The organism is Allobosea vaviloviae (assembly GCF_001298265.1).
GTDB classification, from domain to species: Bacteria; Pseudomonadota; Alphaproteobacteria; order Rhizobiales; family Beijerinckiaceae; genus Allobosea; species Allobosea vaviloviae_B.
Genome location: NZ_LGSZ01000027.1, coordinates 1 through 16,985, shown reverse-complemented (window position 1 = coordinate 16,985; position 16,985 = coordinate 1). Strand labels below are relative to the sequence as shown.

12 protein-coding genes and 3 pseudogenes are annotated in these 16,985 nt (G+C 66.0%); 10 read left to right on the top strand and 5 right to left on the bottom strand.

Going from position 1 to position 16,985, the window contains the following annotated elements; all coding sequences use genetic code 11:
• The 3 genes and pseudogenes from AE618_RS06650 to AE618_RS06635 all read left to right on the top strand — a co-directional run.
• The coding region (locus AE618_RS06650) for a type IV secretory system conjugative DNA transfer family protein (RefSeq protein ID WP_054208274.1) at positions 1–1,592 on the top strand (1,592 nt) is incomplete at its 5' end.
• The gene (locus AE618_RS27850; protein WP_156330146.1) at positions 1,582–2,697 is read left to right on the top strand and encodes an LPD7 domain-containing protein; all 1,116 of its coding nucleotides are present in this window, start codon (positions 1,582–1,584) and stop codon (positions 2,695–2,697) included. The genes AE618_RS06650 and AE618_RS27850, both read left to right, overlap by 11 nt.
• 181 nt (positions 2,698–2,878) lie before the next feature.
• Positions 2,879–3,373 (top strand): annotated as a pseudogene (locus tag AE618_RS06635) (IS481 family transposase); the annotation flags it as partial.
• A gap of 42 nt (positions 3,374–3,415) precedes the next feature.
• On the opposite strand, the pseudogene AE618_RS06630 reads toward AE618_RS06635, so the two are convergent.
• A pseudogene (locus AE618_RS06630) lies at positions 3,416–4,635 on the bottom strand (IS256 family transposase).
• A gap of 92 nt (positions 4,636–4,727) precedes the next feature.
• Between AE618_RS06630 and AE618_RS06625 the strand changes: the two are divergent.
• Positions 4,728–5,198 (top strand): annotated as a pseudogene (locus AE618_RS06625) (integrase core domain-containing protein); the annotation flags it as partial.
• Between the two features lie 359 nt (positions 5,199–5,557).
• Here the strand turns inward: AE618_RS06625 and hutU are convergent.
• From hutU to AE618_RS27845, 4 genes are read right to left on the bottom strand one after another with little or no spacing between them, the layout of a single operon-like run.
• On the bottom strand, positions 5,558–7,261 hold the full coding sequence (gene hutU / locus AE618_RS06620) for a urocanate hydratase (RefSeq protein WP_054208270.1): 1,704 nt from the start codon (positions 7,259–7,261) through the stop codon (positions 5,558–5,560).
• Positions 7,262–7,278: 17 nt separating this feature from the next.
• Positions 7,279–8,475, bottom strand: coding sequence for a CaiB/BaiF CoA transferase family protein (locus tag AE618_RS06615; protein WP_054208275.1), 1,197 nt, complete (start codon positions 8,473–8,475; stop codon positions 7,279–7,281).
• 11 nt (positions 8,476–8,486) lie between these two features.
• On the bottom strand, positions 8,487–9,476 hold the full coding sequence (locus tag AE618_RS06610; protein WP_156330145.1) for an NADPH:quinone oxidoreductase family protein: 990 nt from the start codon (positions 9,474–9,476) through the stop codon (positions 8,487–8,489).
• Entirely contained in the window at positions 9,473–10,246 is a 774-nt protein-coding gene (locus tag AE618_RS27845) for an IclR family transcriptional regulator (protein WP_054208268.1), read from the bottom strand. The genes AE618_RS06610 and AE618_RS27845 overlap by 4 nt, the downstream gene beginning before the upstream one ends.
• A 172-nt stretch (positions 10,247–10,418) precedes the next feature.
• On the opposite strand from AE618_RS27845, the gene AE618_RS06600 reads away from it, so the two are divergent.
• The 6 genes from AE618_RS06600 to AE618_RS06575 form a co-directional block, all read left to right on the top strand.
• On the top strand, positions 10,419–11,426 hold the full coding sequence (locus AE618_RS06600; RefSeq protein WP_054208267.1) for an ABC transporter substrate-binding protein: 1,008 nt from the start codon (positions 10,419–10,421) through the stop codon (positions 11,424–11,426).
• Positions 11,427–11,483: 57 nt separating this feature from the next.
• On the top strand, positions 11,484–12,383 hold the full coding sequence (locus AE618_RS06595) for an ABC transporter permease (RefSeq protein ID WP_054208266.1): 900 nt from the start codon (positions 11,484–11,486) through the stop codon (positions 12,381–12,383).
• A complete protein-coding gene (locus AE618_RS06590) occupies positions 12,380–13,165 on the top strand; it encodes an ABC transporter ATP-binding protein (protein ID WP_054208265.1) in 786 nt (261 codons plus the stop codon). The genes AE618_RS06595 and AE618_RS06590 overlap by 4 nt, the downstream gene beginning before the upstream one ends.
• 12 nt (positions 13,166–13,177) lie before the next feature.
• Positions 13,178–14,734: a histidine ammonia-lyase gene (gene hutH / locus AE618_RS06585; RefSeq protein ID WP_054208264.1), complete on the top strand. Its 1,557-nt coding sequence runs from the start codon at positions 13,178–13,180 to the stop codon at positions 14,732–14,734.
• Positions 14,731–15,825 (top strand): pyridoxal phosphate-dependent aminotransferase, encoded by a 1,095-nt coding sequence (locus AE618_RS06580; RefSeq protein WP_054208263.1) that lies wholly within the window; start codon positions 14,731–14,733, stop codon positions 15,823–15,825. The genes hutH and AE618_RS06580 overlap by 4 nt, the downstream gene beginning before the upstream one ends.
• A partial coding sequence (locus AE618_RS06575) for an FAD-binding oxidoreductase (RefSeq protein ID WP_054208262.1) occupies positions 15,822–16,985 on the top strand: 1,164 nt, incomplete at its 3' end. The genes AE618_RS06580 and AE618_RS06575, both read left to right, overlap by 4 nt.

Sequence of the window (16,985 nt, the reverse complement as noted above, 5' to 3'; positions counted from 1 at the left end):
GCATGCTGCTCGGCCGGAAGGACGGAAAATTCCTCTGCTTCGGCGGGCCTGAGCACGTCATGGTCTATGCCCCAACGCGCTCGGGCAAAGGCGTCGGCTATGTCATCCCGAACCTGCTGAACTGGCCGGATTCCGTCGTCGCGCTCGACGTCAAGAAAGAGAACTTTGACCGGACCGCAGGGTTTCGGGAGGCAAGCGGGCAGGCGGTCTATCTGTTCGATCCGCTCGACGAGCAGGGCCGCACGGCGCGCTACAATCCGCTCGCTTATGTCCGCCGCGATCCGGTCGATCTTTATGACGATCTCCAGCGCATCGCGGTCATGCTGTTCCCGGGAGAAAACCGGGCCGACCCGTTCTGGTTCGAGACTGCCCGCTCGGCCTTTGTCGCGATCGGCGGTTACGTCGCCGAAACGCCAGGTCTGCCCCTGACCATCGGCGAGATTCTGCGGCAGCTTTCGGCCTCGAGCGATTTGAAGGCGCATTTCCTGGCCGCGATGAAGCAGCGTGCCAACAGCACGGCGCCTCTGTCCTCGCACTGCATCGGGGCGCTGAACGATTTTCTGTCGGCCTCCGAGAACACCATGAACTCGGTGCGCAAGACCACGACGGCGCGGCTGGGCCTTTGGCTCAATCCGCGCATCGATGCCGCCACCTCTGCGAATGATTTTGACCTACGCGAACTGCGGTCGCGGCCAATGTCGATTTTTCTCGGCGTGACCCCGGACAATCTTGATCGCATGGCGCCGCTGCTGAACCTGTTCTTCCAACAGGTCGTCGATCTCAATAGTCGCGAGCTGCCAGAGCAGAACCCAAAACTCAATCGCCGCGTCCTGCTGCTGCTCGACGAGTTCCCGGCGCTTGGCCACGTCGGTGTGCTCGCCAAATCCGTCGCCTTCGTCGCCGGCTACGGCATCCGCCTGCTCACAATCATCCAGAGTCCAGCGCAGTTGCGGGCGATTTACGGGCCCGATCTCGCGAAGACAATCATGACCAATCACGCGATCGAAGTCGTGTTTGCGCCCAAGGAACAGGATGTCGCCAATGAGCTGTCGGAGCGGATCGGCTACGACACGGTTCAGGCAAAAAGCCGTTCTCGTCCTTGGGGTCTGTCGTCGGGCAAGCGCAGCGAGTCGGTGTCGGATCAGCGCCGCGCGTTGATGCTGCCGCAGGAGCTCAAGCTGATTCCGTCGTCGAAGGCGTTCATTCTGGCGGCCAGCGTGCCGCCGACCATCTGCGATAAGATCATCTACTATGAGGACGCAGCCTTCACCGCCCGCCTGAAACCAGCACCGGTGATCGCCCCCAATCGCGGCCCCTCGAACATGCTGCTGGCGAGTGAGATCATCGAGCTCAAATCCGCTGTAGCCGAGTTGCAGGCGACGTTCAGGACCCGGCCGATGACCGATGAGGAAATCGCCGACCCGTCTCTGATCCCCGACGATGCGACGTTTGATTTCGGCGACGTGCCCGTCGATCTCGAAGGCCTTTCAGAAGACGAGTTGAAGGACTGGTGCTCGCAGGTGATCGATGCGGCCATCGTCCCCACAAAGGAAACAGGTGGATCGGTGAAGGAGGTGCGCCGTGGACGGTGATCGCAAAACCGATGAAGAGTTCACGATCGATCGCGGCGCTGAAAAAGATCGGGGCGCCAGCACGTCCTCGCCGCGCAGCGCGTCAAACGTGCCTCCGAGAGAAAGAGCCGAGCAAGCGGAATTTGATCTCGGAGCAAAGGGTCAGCGCGAGGCCGACGGCGGCATGCCCGAGCGGCTCCGGCGAAAATACTATGTCGCGGAAGCCGACGTCGGCGCCGAGGCCAAGGTCTATGCCGACCCCAAAGGTGAATACCTCGCATTCAAGGTAACAACCGAGCGTATGGCGACACGGCTCGAGGGTTCGGGCGTTATCCGTGACATGGTGTCGATCGCGCAGCACCGGAACTGGAAGGAGGTCGAGCTTCGGGGATCGGAAGAGTTTCGGCGCACGGCTTGGCTCGAAGCGTCTGCGCGCGGGATATCGGTTCGCGGCTATGAGCCCGATCCAGTTGATCGGGCCGCTTTGGCCTTCAAGACGAAGCCGGATCCTCGTTCAACGCGGGCGCCATCACAAGGGTGGCAACGCGAGGCGGAAGCGTCGGAGACGGTTTCTGTCGCAGGCGTTTCGACCAATAGGCCTATCGAGACGACAGTTCTTCCACCTCAGCGCAGCACGGAGACAAGGCACCGAAGGGACGACCGGGAAGCTCAATTTCAAAGCCCTGACGGCTCAGATCGGGCGGGTTCGCGAGGAGGTCAGACCGCGGAATGGCCTTCCAACAGAGCCGCCATCACGATCGACGTCGTGCCGTTTCGAGCGGAAGCGTCACCTGAACCGCCGCACACGGTCGGGCAGCATCGTGCTGGAATTTTTCGATCGGCCGATCATCGACTGAACGCAGGTGATGACGTCGTAAGGGCTGCACGATCACAGTTCGCGGCGATCGAGCGGGCCTTAAGCAAAGCCGTTCGCGATCCCGTTTTGCGACGCTCCATTCTGGCTCACGCGAAGGCGAGGATTGCGGAACAACTTGAGAGGGGCGGGGAATTCAAGCACGCTGAATTGCTTCATCGAGACGCGCAACAGAAACGACAGCCCGAAAGTAGGTCTCAGTCTCAACGGGAGAATCGCTCCAAGGAACCGGAGCACAACCGAGAGCGGTAAATCATCAGCTTGGTAGCCCGTTTTCTTGCGCACGCGTTTTAAAAACGATCGAATTTCGAAAGGCCAGCGCGAGACCCTGACGGCCTGGAACCGCTATCGTTGTTGCGCATCCCCTTGAGGCTAGTTGTTTGATTCCGGATTTTGATGGTGCAGTCTTCTCGCAGAGCTGGAGGGATGCGCTATGGGCCAGGTTCACCACGGGAGCGCCACGACGACAGCGGCGGTCCGTCGAGCGATACAGCATAGTCACGAGAGCCTGAGGGCTCTGGCGAAGCGCTACGGCATCAATCAGAAGACCGTCGCGAAGTGGAAGAAGCGAACCTCGGTCGCCGATGTGTCGACGGGTCCAAAGAACCCGACCTCGACGGTGCTGTCGATCGAGGAGGAGGCGGTGATCGTCGCCTTTCGGCAGAACACATTGCTGCCGCTCGACGACTGCCTTTACGCCCTGCAGCCGACGATCCCGATCCTGAGGCGCTCGTCGTTGCATCGCTGCCTGCAGCGTCACGGGATCAGCCGCCTGCCCGAGGTCGAAGGCGAGACGACCGCAAAGACGAAGTTCAAGAGCTACCCGATCGGCTTCTTTCACATCGACCTGGCCGAAGTGCGCACGGCCGAGGGCAGGCTCTACATGTTCGTCGCCATCGACCGGACCAGCAAATTCGCCTTCGTCGAGCGGGACTGTCAGGATTTCCGTGTGCGGGCGGCGGGTTGAACATCAGGCCGCCATGGCCCTGGTGAAGCGCTCGCCGAAGATGACGGCGAACTGAGCCTTGGCCATCACCCATTCACGAGGCCCCATCTTCCACTCCTTTTCCGAGCGGTTCAAGACGAGGAAGAGGAGCTTCATCGCAGCCTCGTCGGTCGGGAAGTGGCCTCGGGCGCGCACGGCCCGGCGCAGTTTGGCGTTCAGCGCCTCGATCGCGTTGGTGGTGTAGAGTATGCGACGAACGTCGGCCGGGAAGGCGTAGAACGGCACGACCTCGCTCCAGGCGCGCCTCCAGCTCTGGCCAATCGCCGGATAGCGGCGGCCCCAATGCCCCTCGTCGAAGGCACTGAGCGCCGCTTCGCCGGCGGCGGCATCGATGGCGCGGTAGATGCCCTTCAACGCCGCGGCGACGAGCTTTCGGTCCTTGTAGGAGACGAAGTCCAGGCTGTGGCGCAGCAGATGAACGATGCAGGTCTGAACCATGGCCTCGGGATAGACGGCGCGGATCGCGTCGGGGAAGCCTTTCAGGCCATCGACGACGGCCAGCAGGATATCCTCGACGCCGCGGTTGCGGAGCTCGTTCATGACGCGCAACCAGAACTTTGCGCCCTCGTTCTGCTCCAGCCAGAGACCCAGGATCTCCTTGGCGCCGTCGGCACGGACGCCGAGCGCGATGTGCACGGCCTTGTTGCGGACGACGCCTTCGTCGCGAATCTTGACGCGCAGGGCATCGAAGAAGACCAGCGGATAGACCGGCTCCAGCGGCCTCACCTGCCAGGCCGCTATCTCGTCGAGCACGGCATCGGTGACGGCGCTGATCAGATCGGGCGAGACCTCGATCCCATAGAGCTCGCGCAGATGCCCGACGATCTCGCGGGCGCTCATGCCCCGGGCATACATCGAGACGATCTTGTCGTCGAAGCCAGGGAAGCGGCGCTGATACTTGGCGATCAGCTGCGGATCGAACGTCGCCTGTCGATCGCGCGGAATCTCCAGCTCGATCCGACCGGTCTCTGTCGTCACAGTCTTGCGGCCGTAGCCGTTGCGGCTGTTGCCAGCCTCATCTCCCGCCAGATGATGATCCATCTCGGCGTTCAGGGCCCGCTCGGCGAAGGCCTTCTTGAGATCGTCGAGCAGGCCATTGGGGTCGAAAGCCGTCTTGGGGTCGGCGCCAGCCACAACTGGTCCAAAAGCGCGTCAGGAATGCGGGGGGCTTTGCGTCGTGCCATCGGGAACCTCCATCGGATCCATTATGGCCGCCCGCACACGGAAATCCTGACAGTCCCTCGTCGAGCTTCATCGAGAAGCCAAGCAGCGGACGGCTGGCGACTTCCTCCGGCGCTTGATCGAGGCGGTCCCTTACAAGATCCACACCGTTTTGACCGACAACGGTATCCACTTCACGACGCCTGGCGCCGGCGGCTCGGCCGTGCCGCTGATCAAGAAGGCGATGGCAAACGGAGAGCTGTTCCGCGCCCACGCCTTCGAACTCGCCTGCGCCAAAGCCCATATCGACCATCGGACCACCAAGCCGAAGCATCCCTGAACGAACGGCCAAGTCGAGCGGATGAACTGCACGATCAAGGACGCGACCGTCAAACGTTACCACTACAACGATCACGCGCAGCTCGAACGCCACCTCGCCGACTTCGTCGCGGCCTACAACTTCGGCCGCAGGCTCAAGACCCTCAAAGGCCTCACGCCCTACGAGTTCATCTGCAAACGCTGGACGATCGAGCCCGAAAAATTCAACCTCAATCCGCTCCGGCAAATGCCGGGACTAAACATCTAGTTGTCGAATCCCACAGAATCAGCATTCGCTGGTGACAGCCCCCTTTTTGGGGCGCGAATCCCACCGAAGGAGCTGTTTGAGGGATCCTGTTCTCAGGGGGCTAGCCTTCAACGCGATAAGGGGGCTGCGCTTCAACCCAATTTGACACTGATCGGGCGTAAAATGACGCAATGACGCTCTATCGAGCAGCAACTGCGCCGGAGAAGGCTTCTGCGAGGTAATCGCCGGGTGAAGAGATCCCCGCAGCGCAGCGGCCCGCGAATATCGCCGTCCCGCCATGCGGAGAGGCTTGCCGCTCGTCGCGCCGGCCGGACCGACTGCCGCCTCGCGGCTATTGGACCTCCGTCCCCCGGCGGTTCTCAGGCGCGTGGTCTTGTCCCGCTCCGCCCGCTCCCCCGGCCGCCGTTCATCGGCAGCCACAACCCGTTCTCGGCGGCGCAGGCGACGGCGTCCTCGTAGCCGGCGTCGGCGTGGCGCATGACCCCTGTCGCCGGATCGCACCAAAAAACGCGGGCGAGCTTTTCGGCGGCTTCGGCGGTGCCGTCGGCCAGCATCGCGATTCCGGAATGCTGCGAGAAACCCATACCAACCCCGCCACCATGATGGAAGGAGACCCAGGTCGCGCCGTTTCCTGCGTTGAGCATGGCGTTCATGATCGGCCAGTCGGAGACCGCGTCGGAGCCGTCCAGCATCCCTTCGGTCTCGCGCATCGGCGAGGCGACAGAGCCCGAATCCATGTGGTCGCGACCGATGACCACCGGAGCCTTCAGCTCGCCCTTCGCCACCATCTCGTTGAAGGCGAGCGCCACCCTGTCGCGCTGGCCGAGCCCGAGCCAGCAGATGCGCGACGGCAGCCCCTGGAAGTGGACATGCCGGCGCGCCTTGTCGAGCCAGTTGTCGAGCGCAGCGTCGCCGGCGATGAGTTCGCGGACCTTGGCGTCGGTCCTGTAGATGTCCTCAGGATCACCGGAGAGCGCAACCCAGCGGAACGGCCCCTTGCCGCGGCAGAAGAGCGGGCGAACATAGGCCTCGACGAAGCCGGGATAGCTGAAGGCGTCGACGGCGCCCGCCTCCTTCGCCATGGCACGGATGTTGTTGCCGTAATCGAGCGCGATCGCGCCCTTGGCCTTGAAGCCGAGGATGGCTTCGACCTGCAGCGCCATCGCCTTCTTAGCCGCCTCGGCCGTTCCAGCGGGGTCCCGTTCGGCCCGGGTCCGCCATTCGTCGACGCTCCAGCCGGCGGGCAAATAGCCGTTGATCGGATCATGCGCGGAGGTCTGGTCCGTCACGACGTCGGGGACGATCCCCCGCGCCAGCATCTGCGGGAAGATTTCCGCCGCGTTCCCAAGGAGCCCTATCGAGACGGCCTCGCCGCGACGACGGGCATCCTCGACCATCACCATGGCCTCATCGATCGAAGCGGCCATGCGGTCGAGATAGCCGGTGCGCTGCCGGAATGCGATGCGGCTCGGCTGGCACTCGACGACGATGATCGACGCGCCGGCCATGGTGGCAGCGAGCGGTTGGGCACCGCCCATGCCGCCTAGTCCGCCCGACAGGATCAGCCTGCCTTTCAGCGAGCCGTCGAAATGGCGGCGGCCGATCTCGCTGAAGGTCTCGTAGGTGCCCTGGACGATGCCCTGGCTGCCGATATAGAGCCAGGAGCCAGCCGTCATCTGGCCGTACATCATCAACCCCTTGCGGTCGAGCGCGTTGAAATGCTCCCAGGTCGACCAATTGGGGACCAGGTTGGCGTTTGCGATGATCACGCGCGGCGCGCCCCGATGCGTGGGAAACACGCCGGCCGGCCGGCCCGACTGCACCAGCAGCGTCTCGTCTTCCTTCAAAACCTTGAGCACCTCGACCAGACGGTCATAGCTCTCCCAGTTGCGCGCCGCTCTTCCGATGCCACCGTAGACGACGAGCTCTTCGGGGCGCTCAGCGACGTCGGGATCGAGGTTGTTCATGAGGAGGCGCATCGGTGCCTCGGTCTGCCAGCTCAGCGTGTGGAGTTCGCTGCCACGCGGCGCGTGGATGGCGGGGCGATTGATCTTGGTCGACATGGCGGCCTCTTTTTTCGTCAGATTGCGCGAGCCGCCCGCAGGGCCGCGATGCGTTCGCTCGTCAGACACAGGATGTCTGCGAGGACCTCGTCGGTATGCTCTCCGACCATGGGGCTGCGCTGAGGGCCGTCCGGCCCTGGCGCGCCGTGGAAGCGCACCGGCTGGCCGACCAGCGGGATCGTTCCCAACTTGGTGTTAACCCCTTCACGGACGAGGCCGCGGGCCTCGACATGGCCGCTGTCCAGCAATTCCTCGAAGCTCCAGACCGGAGCGGCGGTCACGTCTTCGCGGCGCAAAGCGGCGACCGCCTCGTCGCGGCCGAGGCCCGCAGCCCATTGGGCGATCGCCGAGCGCAGCTCCTCCTCATGCGCATTCCGGCCGATATTGGTCGCCAGCCGCGGGTCCGCACTGAGATCGGGGCGGCCGATAACGGTGCAGATCTTGCGGTAGAGCCCGTCCGTGAAGCCGACGATCACGATGTCCCCGTCGCGGGTCGCAAAGGAATCGACCGGATAGGTCTCGGGATGACGGTTGCCGACGCGGCGGACCGGCTTGTCGGTGTAGAGCTTTCGCGAGAGCGCGGTGATCAGCATCGAGAACAGCGAATCGAGCATCGCCACCTCGACGCGGCGGCCCGTCCCGGTCTTCTCGCGGTCGTAGAGCGCGCTCGCGACGCCGAAGGCCGCAAACATGCCGGTCGTCACGTCGGCGAGGCTCTCGCCGACAGCGGTCGGACGACCATCGCGCTCGCCGGTGATGTGCATCAGGCCGCTCATGGCCTGCACCACGAGGTCGAAGGCCGGCCAGTCGCGATAAGGGCCCTCCTGGCCGAAGCCGGATATCGACGCGTAGATGAGGCGGGAGTTCTGCGCCTGCAGCGCCGCGTGGCCAAGCCCCAGCCGCTCCATCACTCCGGGACGGAAATTCTCGACCAGCACGTCGGCCGTCTTGGCGATGTCGCGAATGAGGGCGATGCCGTCCGGCGACTTCATGTTGACCGTCACGCTCTTCTTGCCGCGGTTTAGCATGGCAAAATAGGTGCTTTCGCCCGCGACGTGCGGCGCGAAGAAGCGTCCCTCCTCGCCGCTACCCGGCAGCTCTATCTTGATGATCTCCGCCCCGAGATCGGCCATCATCGCCGTGCAGAACGGCCCCGACATCACACGCGTCAGATCGAGTACGCGGACGCCTTCGAAAATGCGGCGGTCGAGCATGGACGTCACCATCAGGCCGAGGGTTCGAGGATGAGCTTGCCGTGACTGCGGCGGCCGGCGAGATCCGCCAGGGCCTGCGGAAGCGCAGCCATCGGGTAGCCGGCGCCGAGCGGCGGACGGGTCTCGCCGAGCGCGAACATCGCCATGATCTCGCGCTGGAGGCGGGCCAGCATGGCACCGTCGCGATCGTGGCTCCAGTAGACGCCTATCGCGGAGGCTCGTTTCATAAGGAGCCGATTGGCGGGCAGCTTCGGGATCTCGCCCGATGCGAATCCGACGACGAGGTAGCGTCCCTGCCAGCCGAGAAGGCGCAGAGCCGCATCGGCGAAGGCTCCTCCCACAGGATCAAGCACGACGTCGACGCCTTCGGGCGCCGCGGCCCTGACGCGCGCGCTCCAGTCCGGGCCGTCATAGTCGACTGCGAGATCGACGCCCTGCGCTTCCGCCAGCGCGATCTTGCCGGCGCTGCAGGCGGCGATGACGCGCGCCCCGCGCCGTCGCGCGATCTGCACCGCGGCCAGCCCGACGCCACCGGCGGCCGCGAGCACCAGCACGGTCTCGCCGGCCGCGAGCCTGGCCGACTCGCCCAGCGCCACCGCGGCCGTGGTATAGGACACCGGGACCGCCGCGCCCTCGGCGAAGGAGAGCGCTTCGGGCAATTCCATCGCCATGTCGGCGCGCATGGTCGCGTAGGCGGCGAAACCGCCCCAGTTCACCTTGCCCGCCATCCGCGCGCCGGATTTCAGACCGCAATTCGGGCCTGCGGCGACGACCGTACCGGCAACCTCTTGGCCAGGCACGAACGGGCGAGGCGGGCGAACCTGATAGGCGTCGTCCACCATCAGTATGTCAGAAAAATTCAAAGCCGCCGCCTCCACGCGCAGGAGAACCTCTCCGGGCCCCGGCCGCGGTACGGCGATCTCCGCCAACCGCAGTCCAGCGAGCCCTTTCGCCTCGCTGATCCAGGCGAACATCGTCGGCGGCGTCGACGGCAACGTCACGGCTCGCCTGCCCCCGCCGGGGCGGCGAGGCGAGTCGCCAGTTCGACCCCGGCGTCCTGAATGCGCGCCACGAACTCGGCGATCGTTGCGGCGTCGACTCGCTGGCTCGGCGCCGCGATGGCGATCGAGCCGAGCGGCAGGCCGCGCGGCGTGAGGATCGGCGCCGCGACGCCGGTCACGCCTACATAGGTTTCGTCATGCGTTACGATGTAGCCTTGGTCGCGCACCGCCTCGATCTCGGCAGCGAGTCGGTCGCGTCCCGAAGGGGCGCGGGAATTTACATGGGTCAGGTCTCCATCGAGAACCGACGCCCGCCTGCGTTCCGGTAGGAAGGCGAGCACCGCCTTCGAGGTCGCGCCGGAATGCAGCGGGTAGGACGCCCCGACGCTCTCGAAGACGCGCAGGCCGCCCTGGCTGCTCGGGATTTGCGCGAGACAGGTGACGCAGCCACGCGCCTCGTCGAAGACGGTCAGGATGATCGTCTCGGCCGTCGCCTGGGCGAGTTGCTCGAGAAGATCGCCCGCGAGATCGACGAGATCGAACTGGCTCTGGGCGCGCCGGCCGAGATCGACCGCGGCGAAGCCGAGCGTGTAGCGGCCGCGGGTCTCCATGAGATAGCCGCGCGCCACTAGGAAGCGGACGAGCCGCCCGAGCGTAGAGCGCGCCAGCCCGGTTTCCCGCGCCAGCTCGACCTGGGTCCAGGGGCCCCGTTCGTCGGAAAAAAGATCCAGGATCTGGAATCCTTTTTGCAGGAGACCGACCCCCTGCATGGAAGATTCAGATGGGATGTTGACAGCGTCTCGTTTCATTGCTCGTATTGTGAAGCATCCGCTCACGATATGGCAAGAGGAAATCTGCCTGCCGCGAGCGCGATCAGTCTTCGCCACGATAGACGCCCCAGGCGCAGCCGGGCGGGACTGCTGAAGCCGGCGAGCCGCCGGCATGCCGACAGAGGGGATCACCATGCTCAGGTCACGTTTCAGCGCCGCCGTCTGGGGTTCGCTTATCGCTGGCGCGCTCGCCCTCCCCGGCGCCGCCCATGCCCAAACGAAGAAGATCGGTATCTCGACCATCGTCGAGGTACCACAGCTCGTCGAAACCAGGGACGGCATCATCGCCGCGCTCGCCGACCGCGGGTTTGTCGTCGGCAAGAACCTGACGATCGACTACCAGAACGCCAACGGAAACGCCCCGACGCAACAACAGATCGCCCGCAAATTCGTCGGCGACGGGGTTGACCTCGTGGTCGCGATCACCACTCCCACGGCCCAGGCCATGGTGTCCGCGACGAAGGATATACCGATCGTCTTCGCCTCCGTGACCGATCCGCTCAAGGCCAAGCTCATCGACAGGTTCGAGAAGCCCGGCGGCAACGTCACGGGCGTCTCCGACGCCGCTCCGATCGCCGAGCAGCTGGTGCTCTTTTCCAAGATCAAGCCGGGCCTGAAGCGGCTCGGCTTCCTATACAATCCCGGCCTCGACAGCTCCAAGGCCACGCTCGACTGGATCAAGGAAGCTGCCGCAAAGGTCGGAATCATCATCGTCGAGGTCGCCGCTCCAACCTCGAACGAAGTGGTGCCGGCCGCTCGCAAACTGGTCAGCCAGGTTGATGCCATCTACGTGCCCAACGACACCACCGTCGTGGCCAGTCTCGAGGCCGTCATCAAGATCGGCGAGGAGACGCGGACCCCGATCTTCTCCGGGGAAACACGTGGCGTCGAACGCGGCACGGTCGCTTCGATGGGCCTGAACTACACCGAGATCGGCCGCATCGCCGGCGATATGTCGGCCGATGTTCTGGGTGGGAAGAAGATCGGCGAGGTCGACGCGGTGATCGCCTACAAGGCGAAGCCGAAGTTCGTCGTGGTGGTCAACGAGGGCGCGGGCGCGCGAATGGGTACGCCCGTCCCGGCTGAGGTGCTCGCCGCAGCCACCCGCGTCGTCAAGTAATCGCAGACACAGAGGGGGCGGACGCCCGCGCTCCCTCGTCTTGCCCGGACGGATATCATGTCGCTTTACGAATTCCTAGGAACGATCGAGGTGGGGCTGGTTTTCGGATTGGTCGCGCTCGGCGCCTTCCTGTCCTTCCGCGTGCTCCAGTTTCCAGACCTGACGGTCGAGGGTAGCTTCCCGCTCGGCGCGGCGGTGGCGGCCGTGCTCATCCTGAAAGGCGTCCCCCCTGGTGCAGCGACGCTCGCGGCCGGCGCATCCGGTTTCGCCGCCGGTTATCTGACCGCAACGCTGAACGTGCGTTTCGGCATTCTCAACATTCTCGCCGGCATCCTGGTGGCGATCGGGCTCTACTCGATCAATCTACGCGTGATGGGTGGGCCCAACGCGCCCCTGCTCGGGCAGCGAACGATCTTCTCGGGCCTGAATGGCTTCGGCGTACCGAGCTTCTGGCTGACGCCGCTTCTCGCCGGCGCGATCGTCGTGACGGTGAAGTTCGCACTCGATCTGTTCCTCTCGACGGGTGTGGGGCTCGCGATGCGCGCGGCGGGCGCGAATCCGGCCATGTCGGCCGCGAACGGCGTCGATGTCGGCCGCATGAAGCTGCTCGGGCTTGGCATGGCGAATGCGCTGACGGCGCTGTCGGGGGCGCTGTTCGCCCAGCTCTTCGGGGCGGCGGACGCCTATATGGGCATCGGAGTCGTCATCGTCGGCCTGGCCTCCGTCATCGTCGGAAACTCCCTGCTGCCGGCCAGGACATTGGTGCTAGCGACGTTCGCTTGCCTCGTTGGCGCGCTGCTCTACCGCTTCGCTGTCGCGCTCGCCCTCAACGCCGACTTTCTCGGCTTGCAGGCCTCCGACGTGCAGCTCGTCACGGCAGCGCTTGTCGCGCTGACGCTGATCGCGCAGCGCTCGCCGGGCCGGATGGGCCGGCTTTTCAAGGCCGGTGCGCGATGATCGAACTGTCTGGCATCCGCGTCGTCTTCAATCCCGGCACGGCTCTAGAGAACGTGGCCCTGCGTGGCGTCGATTTGACGATCCCGCAGGGCCAGTTCCTCCCCGTGATTGGCTCCAACGGCGCGGGCAAGTCGACGACGCTCAACGTGATCGCAGGACTGGTCCGGCCGCTCGCGGGCTGCGTCGAAATCGACGGCACCGACGTCACGAACTGGCCGGTGCACGCGCGGGCGCGTCTCGTGTCGCGTATCTTCCAGGATCCGAAGATGGGGACCTGCGAGGACTTCTCGATCCTCGAGAACTACGCCCTCGCACGCGCCCGCACCGCGCCACGCGGCCTGCGGATGGCGATCGGCGCCGGCCTCCGCGAGGAGGCGGTGGAGCGTCTGAAGGTTCTCGACCTCGGCTTGGAGAACCGCCTCGACGACAAGGTCGGGCTGCTCTCCGGCGGGCAGCGGCAGGCGCTGAGCCTGGTCATGGCCACGGCTGGCGAGACCCGGATCCTGCTGCTCGACGAGCATACGGCAGCGCTCGATCCCAAGACGGCGCACTTCGTGATGGAGCTGTCGCGCCGCCTCGTCGGTGAGCTCCGGCTCACCGTCATGATGGTAACTCACTCGATGGCTCACGCGCTCGACTATGGCGACCGCACCATCATGTTCCATCGTGGCCGCGTCCTCCTCGACCTGTCGGGCGAGGCGCGCGATCAGATGACGGTCGACGGCTTGATCGCCCATTTCAAGAACGACGGCATCGCCGACGATGCTCTCCTGCTAGGCTGAGAAAGAACAGACATGACGTATTCGGAGGTCGCGGCGTCGCCGCTGGTTCTCGTTCCGGGCGAGGTCCCGATTTCGATGTGGCGCCGCATCTTCGCCGAGGAGACGTCGATCACGCTCGCCGATGGTGCGAAGGAGACGGTCGACGCCTGCCTTACAGCGCTGGGGACCCTGATCGCCGACGGAAAGCCGATCTACGCCGTCAACACCGGCTTCGGAAAGCTGGCCTCCATCCGCGTCGACGACGACCGGCTGACGGAGCTGCAGCGAAACCTGATCCTGTCGCACGCCGCCGGGACGGGCGAGCTCCTGCCCGATGCGATCGTCCGGCTGGTGATGACCATGAAAGCGACCGCCCTGGCGCAAGGCTTCTCCGGCGTACGCTGGGCCGTGATCGACGCTCTGGTCCGGCTCGTCAACGCGCGCGTGTACCCCGCCGTGCCCGCCAAGGGATCGGTCGGCGCCTCAGGCGATCTCGCTCCGCTCTCCCACATGGCCGCTGCCCTGCTCGGCCTCGGCGAGATGCGCCACGAAGGCCGGCTGATGCCAGCGACCGAGGGACTCGCGATCGCAGGCCTCGCGCCGATGGCGTTCGGTCCCAAGGAGGGCGTGGCCCTGATCAACGGCACCCAGGTCTCGGCGGCGCTCGGCCTTGCGGGGCTGTTTTCGGCGGAGGACCTGTTCCACGCGGCGATCGTCACCGGCGCATTGTCGGTCGAAGCCTGCAGGGGTAACGACGCGCCCTTCGACGCGCGCATCCATGCGGTGCGTCGGCACGCCGCACAGATCGACGTCGCGGCTGCCTATCGCGCGCTGCTCGACGACAGCCCATTGCGCGAGAAGCATCGCGCCAACCTCAAGGTGCAGGACCCCTACTGCCTGCGCTGCCAGCCGCAGGTGATGGGCGCCTGCCTGCAGAACCTGCGGCACGCCGGAGCCGTGCTGGCGACGGAGGCCAACGCGGTCTCGGACAATCCGCTGGTGTTCCCGGCTGATGGCGCCGTCCTGTCCGGCGGCAATTTCCACGCGGAGCCCGTCGCTTTCGCGGCCGATATCTTGGCCCTGGCGATCTGCGAGATCGGCTCGCTCTCGGAACGACGCCAGGCGATGCTCGTCGACGCCTCCTTGTCGCGCCTGCCCGCGTTCCTGACGGCGCATTCCGGGATCAATTCGGGCTTCATGATCCCGCAGGTCACGGCTGCGGCGCTGACCGCCGAGAACAAGATGATGGCCCATCCAGCCTCGGTCGATTCTATTCCGACATCGGCCAACCAGGAGGACCATGTCTCGATGGCATGCCACGCCGGCTATCGCCTGCGCGGCATGAACGACAACCTCGCCGCCATCCTCGCGCTTGAATGGCTCGCCGCGGCGCAGGGGCTATCCTTCCTGCTCCCGGAGACGCCGGCCGCTGCGCTGGCCGAGGCCGTCGCCATCCTGCGCGACGAGGTTCCAGCCCAAGAGGAAGACCGCTTCATGGGGCCGGACATCGAGGCGGCGCGCCGCCTGCTCGCGTCGGGCGCACTGCTGCGCCTCGTCTCCACCCCTCTCGTGGAAAGCCTGACAGGATGAGCGACGTCTCTCCCATCGTCGTCGCGCGCGTACGCGGGCTCGCGACCGTGCCGCCGGCTCACACGCCGTCGGACGACGAGCCGGGCCGCCCGGTTCGCAGCTTGCATCTCAATGAATCGCCGTTCGGCCCCTCGCCGGCTGCCGTCGCCGCGATGCGCGAGGCTGTCTCCTTGCTCAACCGCTATCCGGATCACGACGGCAGCCTGCTGATCGGCCGACTGTCGACCCGCAGCGATGTGCCGGCCGGGCGGATCGTGATCGGCGCAGGCAGCAACGAACTCCTCTATGCCAGCGCCGACGTCTGCTTGGACGCCGGCCATGAGGCGGTCGCGCCGGTCCCAGGCTTTCCGACCTACGCCAAGACGATCGCGCTGCGCGGCGCAACACATGTCGGCGTACCGGTTAGGGCGGACGGAACCGTTGATGCCGAAGCCATGCTAGCAGCGATTACCGGCAGGACGCGCCTCGTCTTCGCCGCCTCCCCGCACAACCCGACCGGCGGTCTGCTCGACGCCGCTGGGGTCGAGGCCCTCGCGCGCGGCGTGCCCGACGACGTGCTGCTGCATTTCGACGAGGCCTATTTCGAGTTTGGCCGCCATGCGGGCGGGCCGGATGCGCTGGCGAGCCTGCAGGCGCGGCGTGGACCCTGGATCATCACACGCAGCTTCTCCAAGGCTTTCGGCCTCGCCGGGGCTCGGCTCGGCTACGGACTGTGCTCCGATGCCGGGCTCGCCGACGCCTATCGCCGCATCCGCGTCAATTTCAGCGTAAACGCGACCGCGCTGGCCGGAGCGCTGGCCGCGCTGGGTGACCACGGACATCTCGAAAAAATCCTCGCCCACACGGCCGCCGAGCGCGCCGTCCTCTCCCGCGGCCTCGCCTCGCTCGGCTACGCCGTCCTTCCCAGCGCCGCGAACTTCGTCTCCGCCATCGTCCCCGACGCAGCCGGCGACCCCGTTGCGCGGCTGCGCGCGGAGAACGTCTTCATCGGCGGCTTCGCTTGGATTGACGGGCGCAAGGCGGTGCGGATCACCATTGGCTCGCGCGAAGACACGGAGGCGGTGCTTTCGCTTCTTGGGGCGGCGCCTTGAACCTCGCCGCACTGAAGGACGCATTGCGCGCCCGGCTCGGCGACGACGCCGTGCTCGACGCCGATGCGGACCTCGATGGCTATCGCGGCGATCTCTCCTCGGCGGTGGGAGAGGCGCCGGCGCTCGCGGTCAGGCCGCGCAGCACCGCAGAAGTGATCGAGACGATGCGGCTGGCGGCGGAAGCGTGCATCGTAACGGTTCCGCGCGGCGGCGGCACGGGGCTTTCGGGCGGCGCGGCCGCCTGCCGGGGCGCGCTCGTTCTGTCGCTCGAGCGCATGCGCCGTATCCGCCGGATCGACCGGCACGGGGCAACCTTGACGGCCGAAGCCGGCTGCACGCTGGCGGAGCTGCACGCGGTCTCGCGCGACGCCGGCCTGATGCTTGGCCTCGATCACGGTGGAGCGTCCAGCCAGCTCGGCGGCAATCTCGCGACCAATGCCGGCGGCAAAAACGTCCTGCGCTACGGCATGGCGCGCGAACAGGTCCTCGGCATCGAGGCGGTCCTTCCCGGCGGAGCGCTGATCGAGGCGCTGGCGCCGTTGCCCAAGAACAACACCGGTTACGATCTCGCCCAGCTTCTGACCGGCTCGGAAGGCACGCTCGGCGTCATCACCGCTGCGACACTGAAGCTACGCCCTGCCCCGGATCGCAGCGCCACAGCCTGGCTCGCGGTGCCCGACACGGCCTCGGTGCTCGCGCTGCTCGCGCTCGCGCGGGCCGAGCTCGGAGAAAGTCTCTCCGCCTTCGAGCTGATGTCGCAGGCCGCCTTGGGGCTGGAGTACGCCCACGCCGGATCGCGAGGCCCGGAATTTGCGTCGCCCTGGACGGTGCTTCTCGAAGCCGAGAGCGCCAGCCGCCATTTCGCGATCGATGATGCAATGGTCGCACTGGTCGAGGTCGGGCTAGCCGAGGGGATCGTCACCGACGGCACGCTCGCCGCCCGCCAATCGCAGCGGGAGGCGATGTGGCGGCGGCGCGAAGGGATCGCAGCCGGGATGATCGAGACGCCGGGCGCGCTGAAAGGCGACACGGCGGTGCCTGTGGCCGAGATCCCGGGGGTCATTGAGCCCGCCTGTCTCGCGGGCGGGGCGGTCGCGCCCGGCTGCGCCCCCGCCTCTTCTACCCATCCGGCGCTGCCGCCGCAGGTCGGGGAGTGTGTC

Coding starts and splice junctions, on each gene's coding strand:
- hutU (WP_054208270.1), bottom strand. CDS start 7,261: ATGTCGACCAAGATCAATCGCCCCGCCATCCACGCGCCGCGTGGCAGC.
- AE618_RS06615 (WP_054208275.1), bottom strand. CDS start 8,475: ATGCTCGACCGCCGCATTTTCGAAGGCGTCCGCGTACTCGATCTGACG.
- AE618_RS27845 (WP_054208268.1), bottom strand. CDS start 10,246: ATGCAGGGGGTCGGTCTCCTGCAAAAAGGATTCCAGATCCTGGATCTT.
- AE618_RS06600 (WP_054208267.1), top strand. CDS start 10,419: ATGCCGACAGAGGGGATCACCATGCTCAGGTCACGTTTCAGCGCCGCC.
- AE618_RS06595 (WP_054208266.1), top strand. CDS start 11,484: ATGTCGCTTTACGAATTCCTAGGAACGATCGAGGTGGGGCTGGTTTTC.
- AE618_RS06590 (WP_054208265.1), top strand. CDS start 12,380: ATGATCGAACTGTCTGGCATCCGCGTCGTCTTCAATCCCGGCACGGCT.
- hutH (WP_054208264.1), top strand. CDS start 13,178: ATGACGTATTCGGAGGTCGCGGCGTCGCCGCTGGTTCTCGTTCCGGGC.
- AE618_RS06580 (WP_054208263.1), top strand. CDS start 14,731: ATGAGCGACGTCTCTCCCATCGTCGTCGCGCGCGTACGCGGGCTCGCG.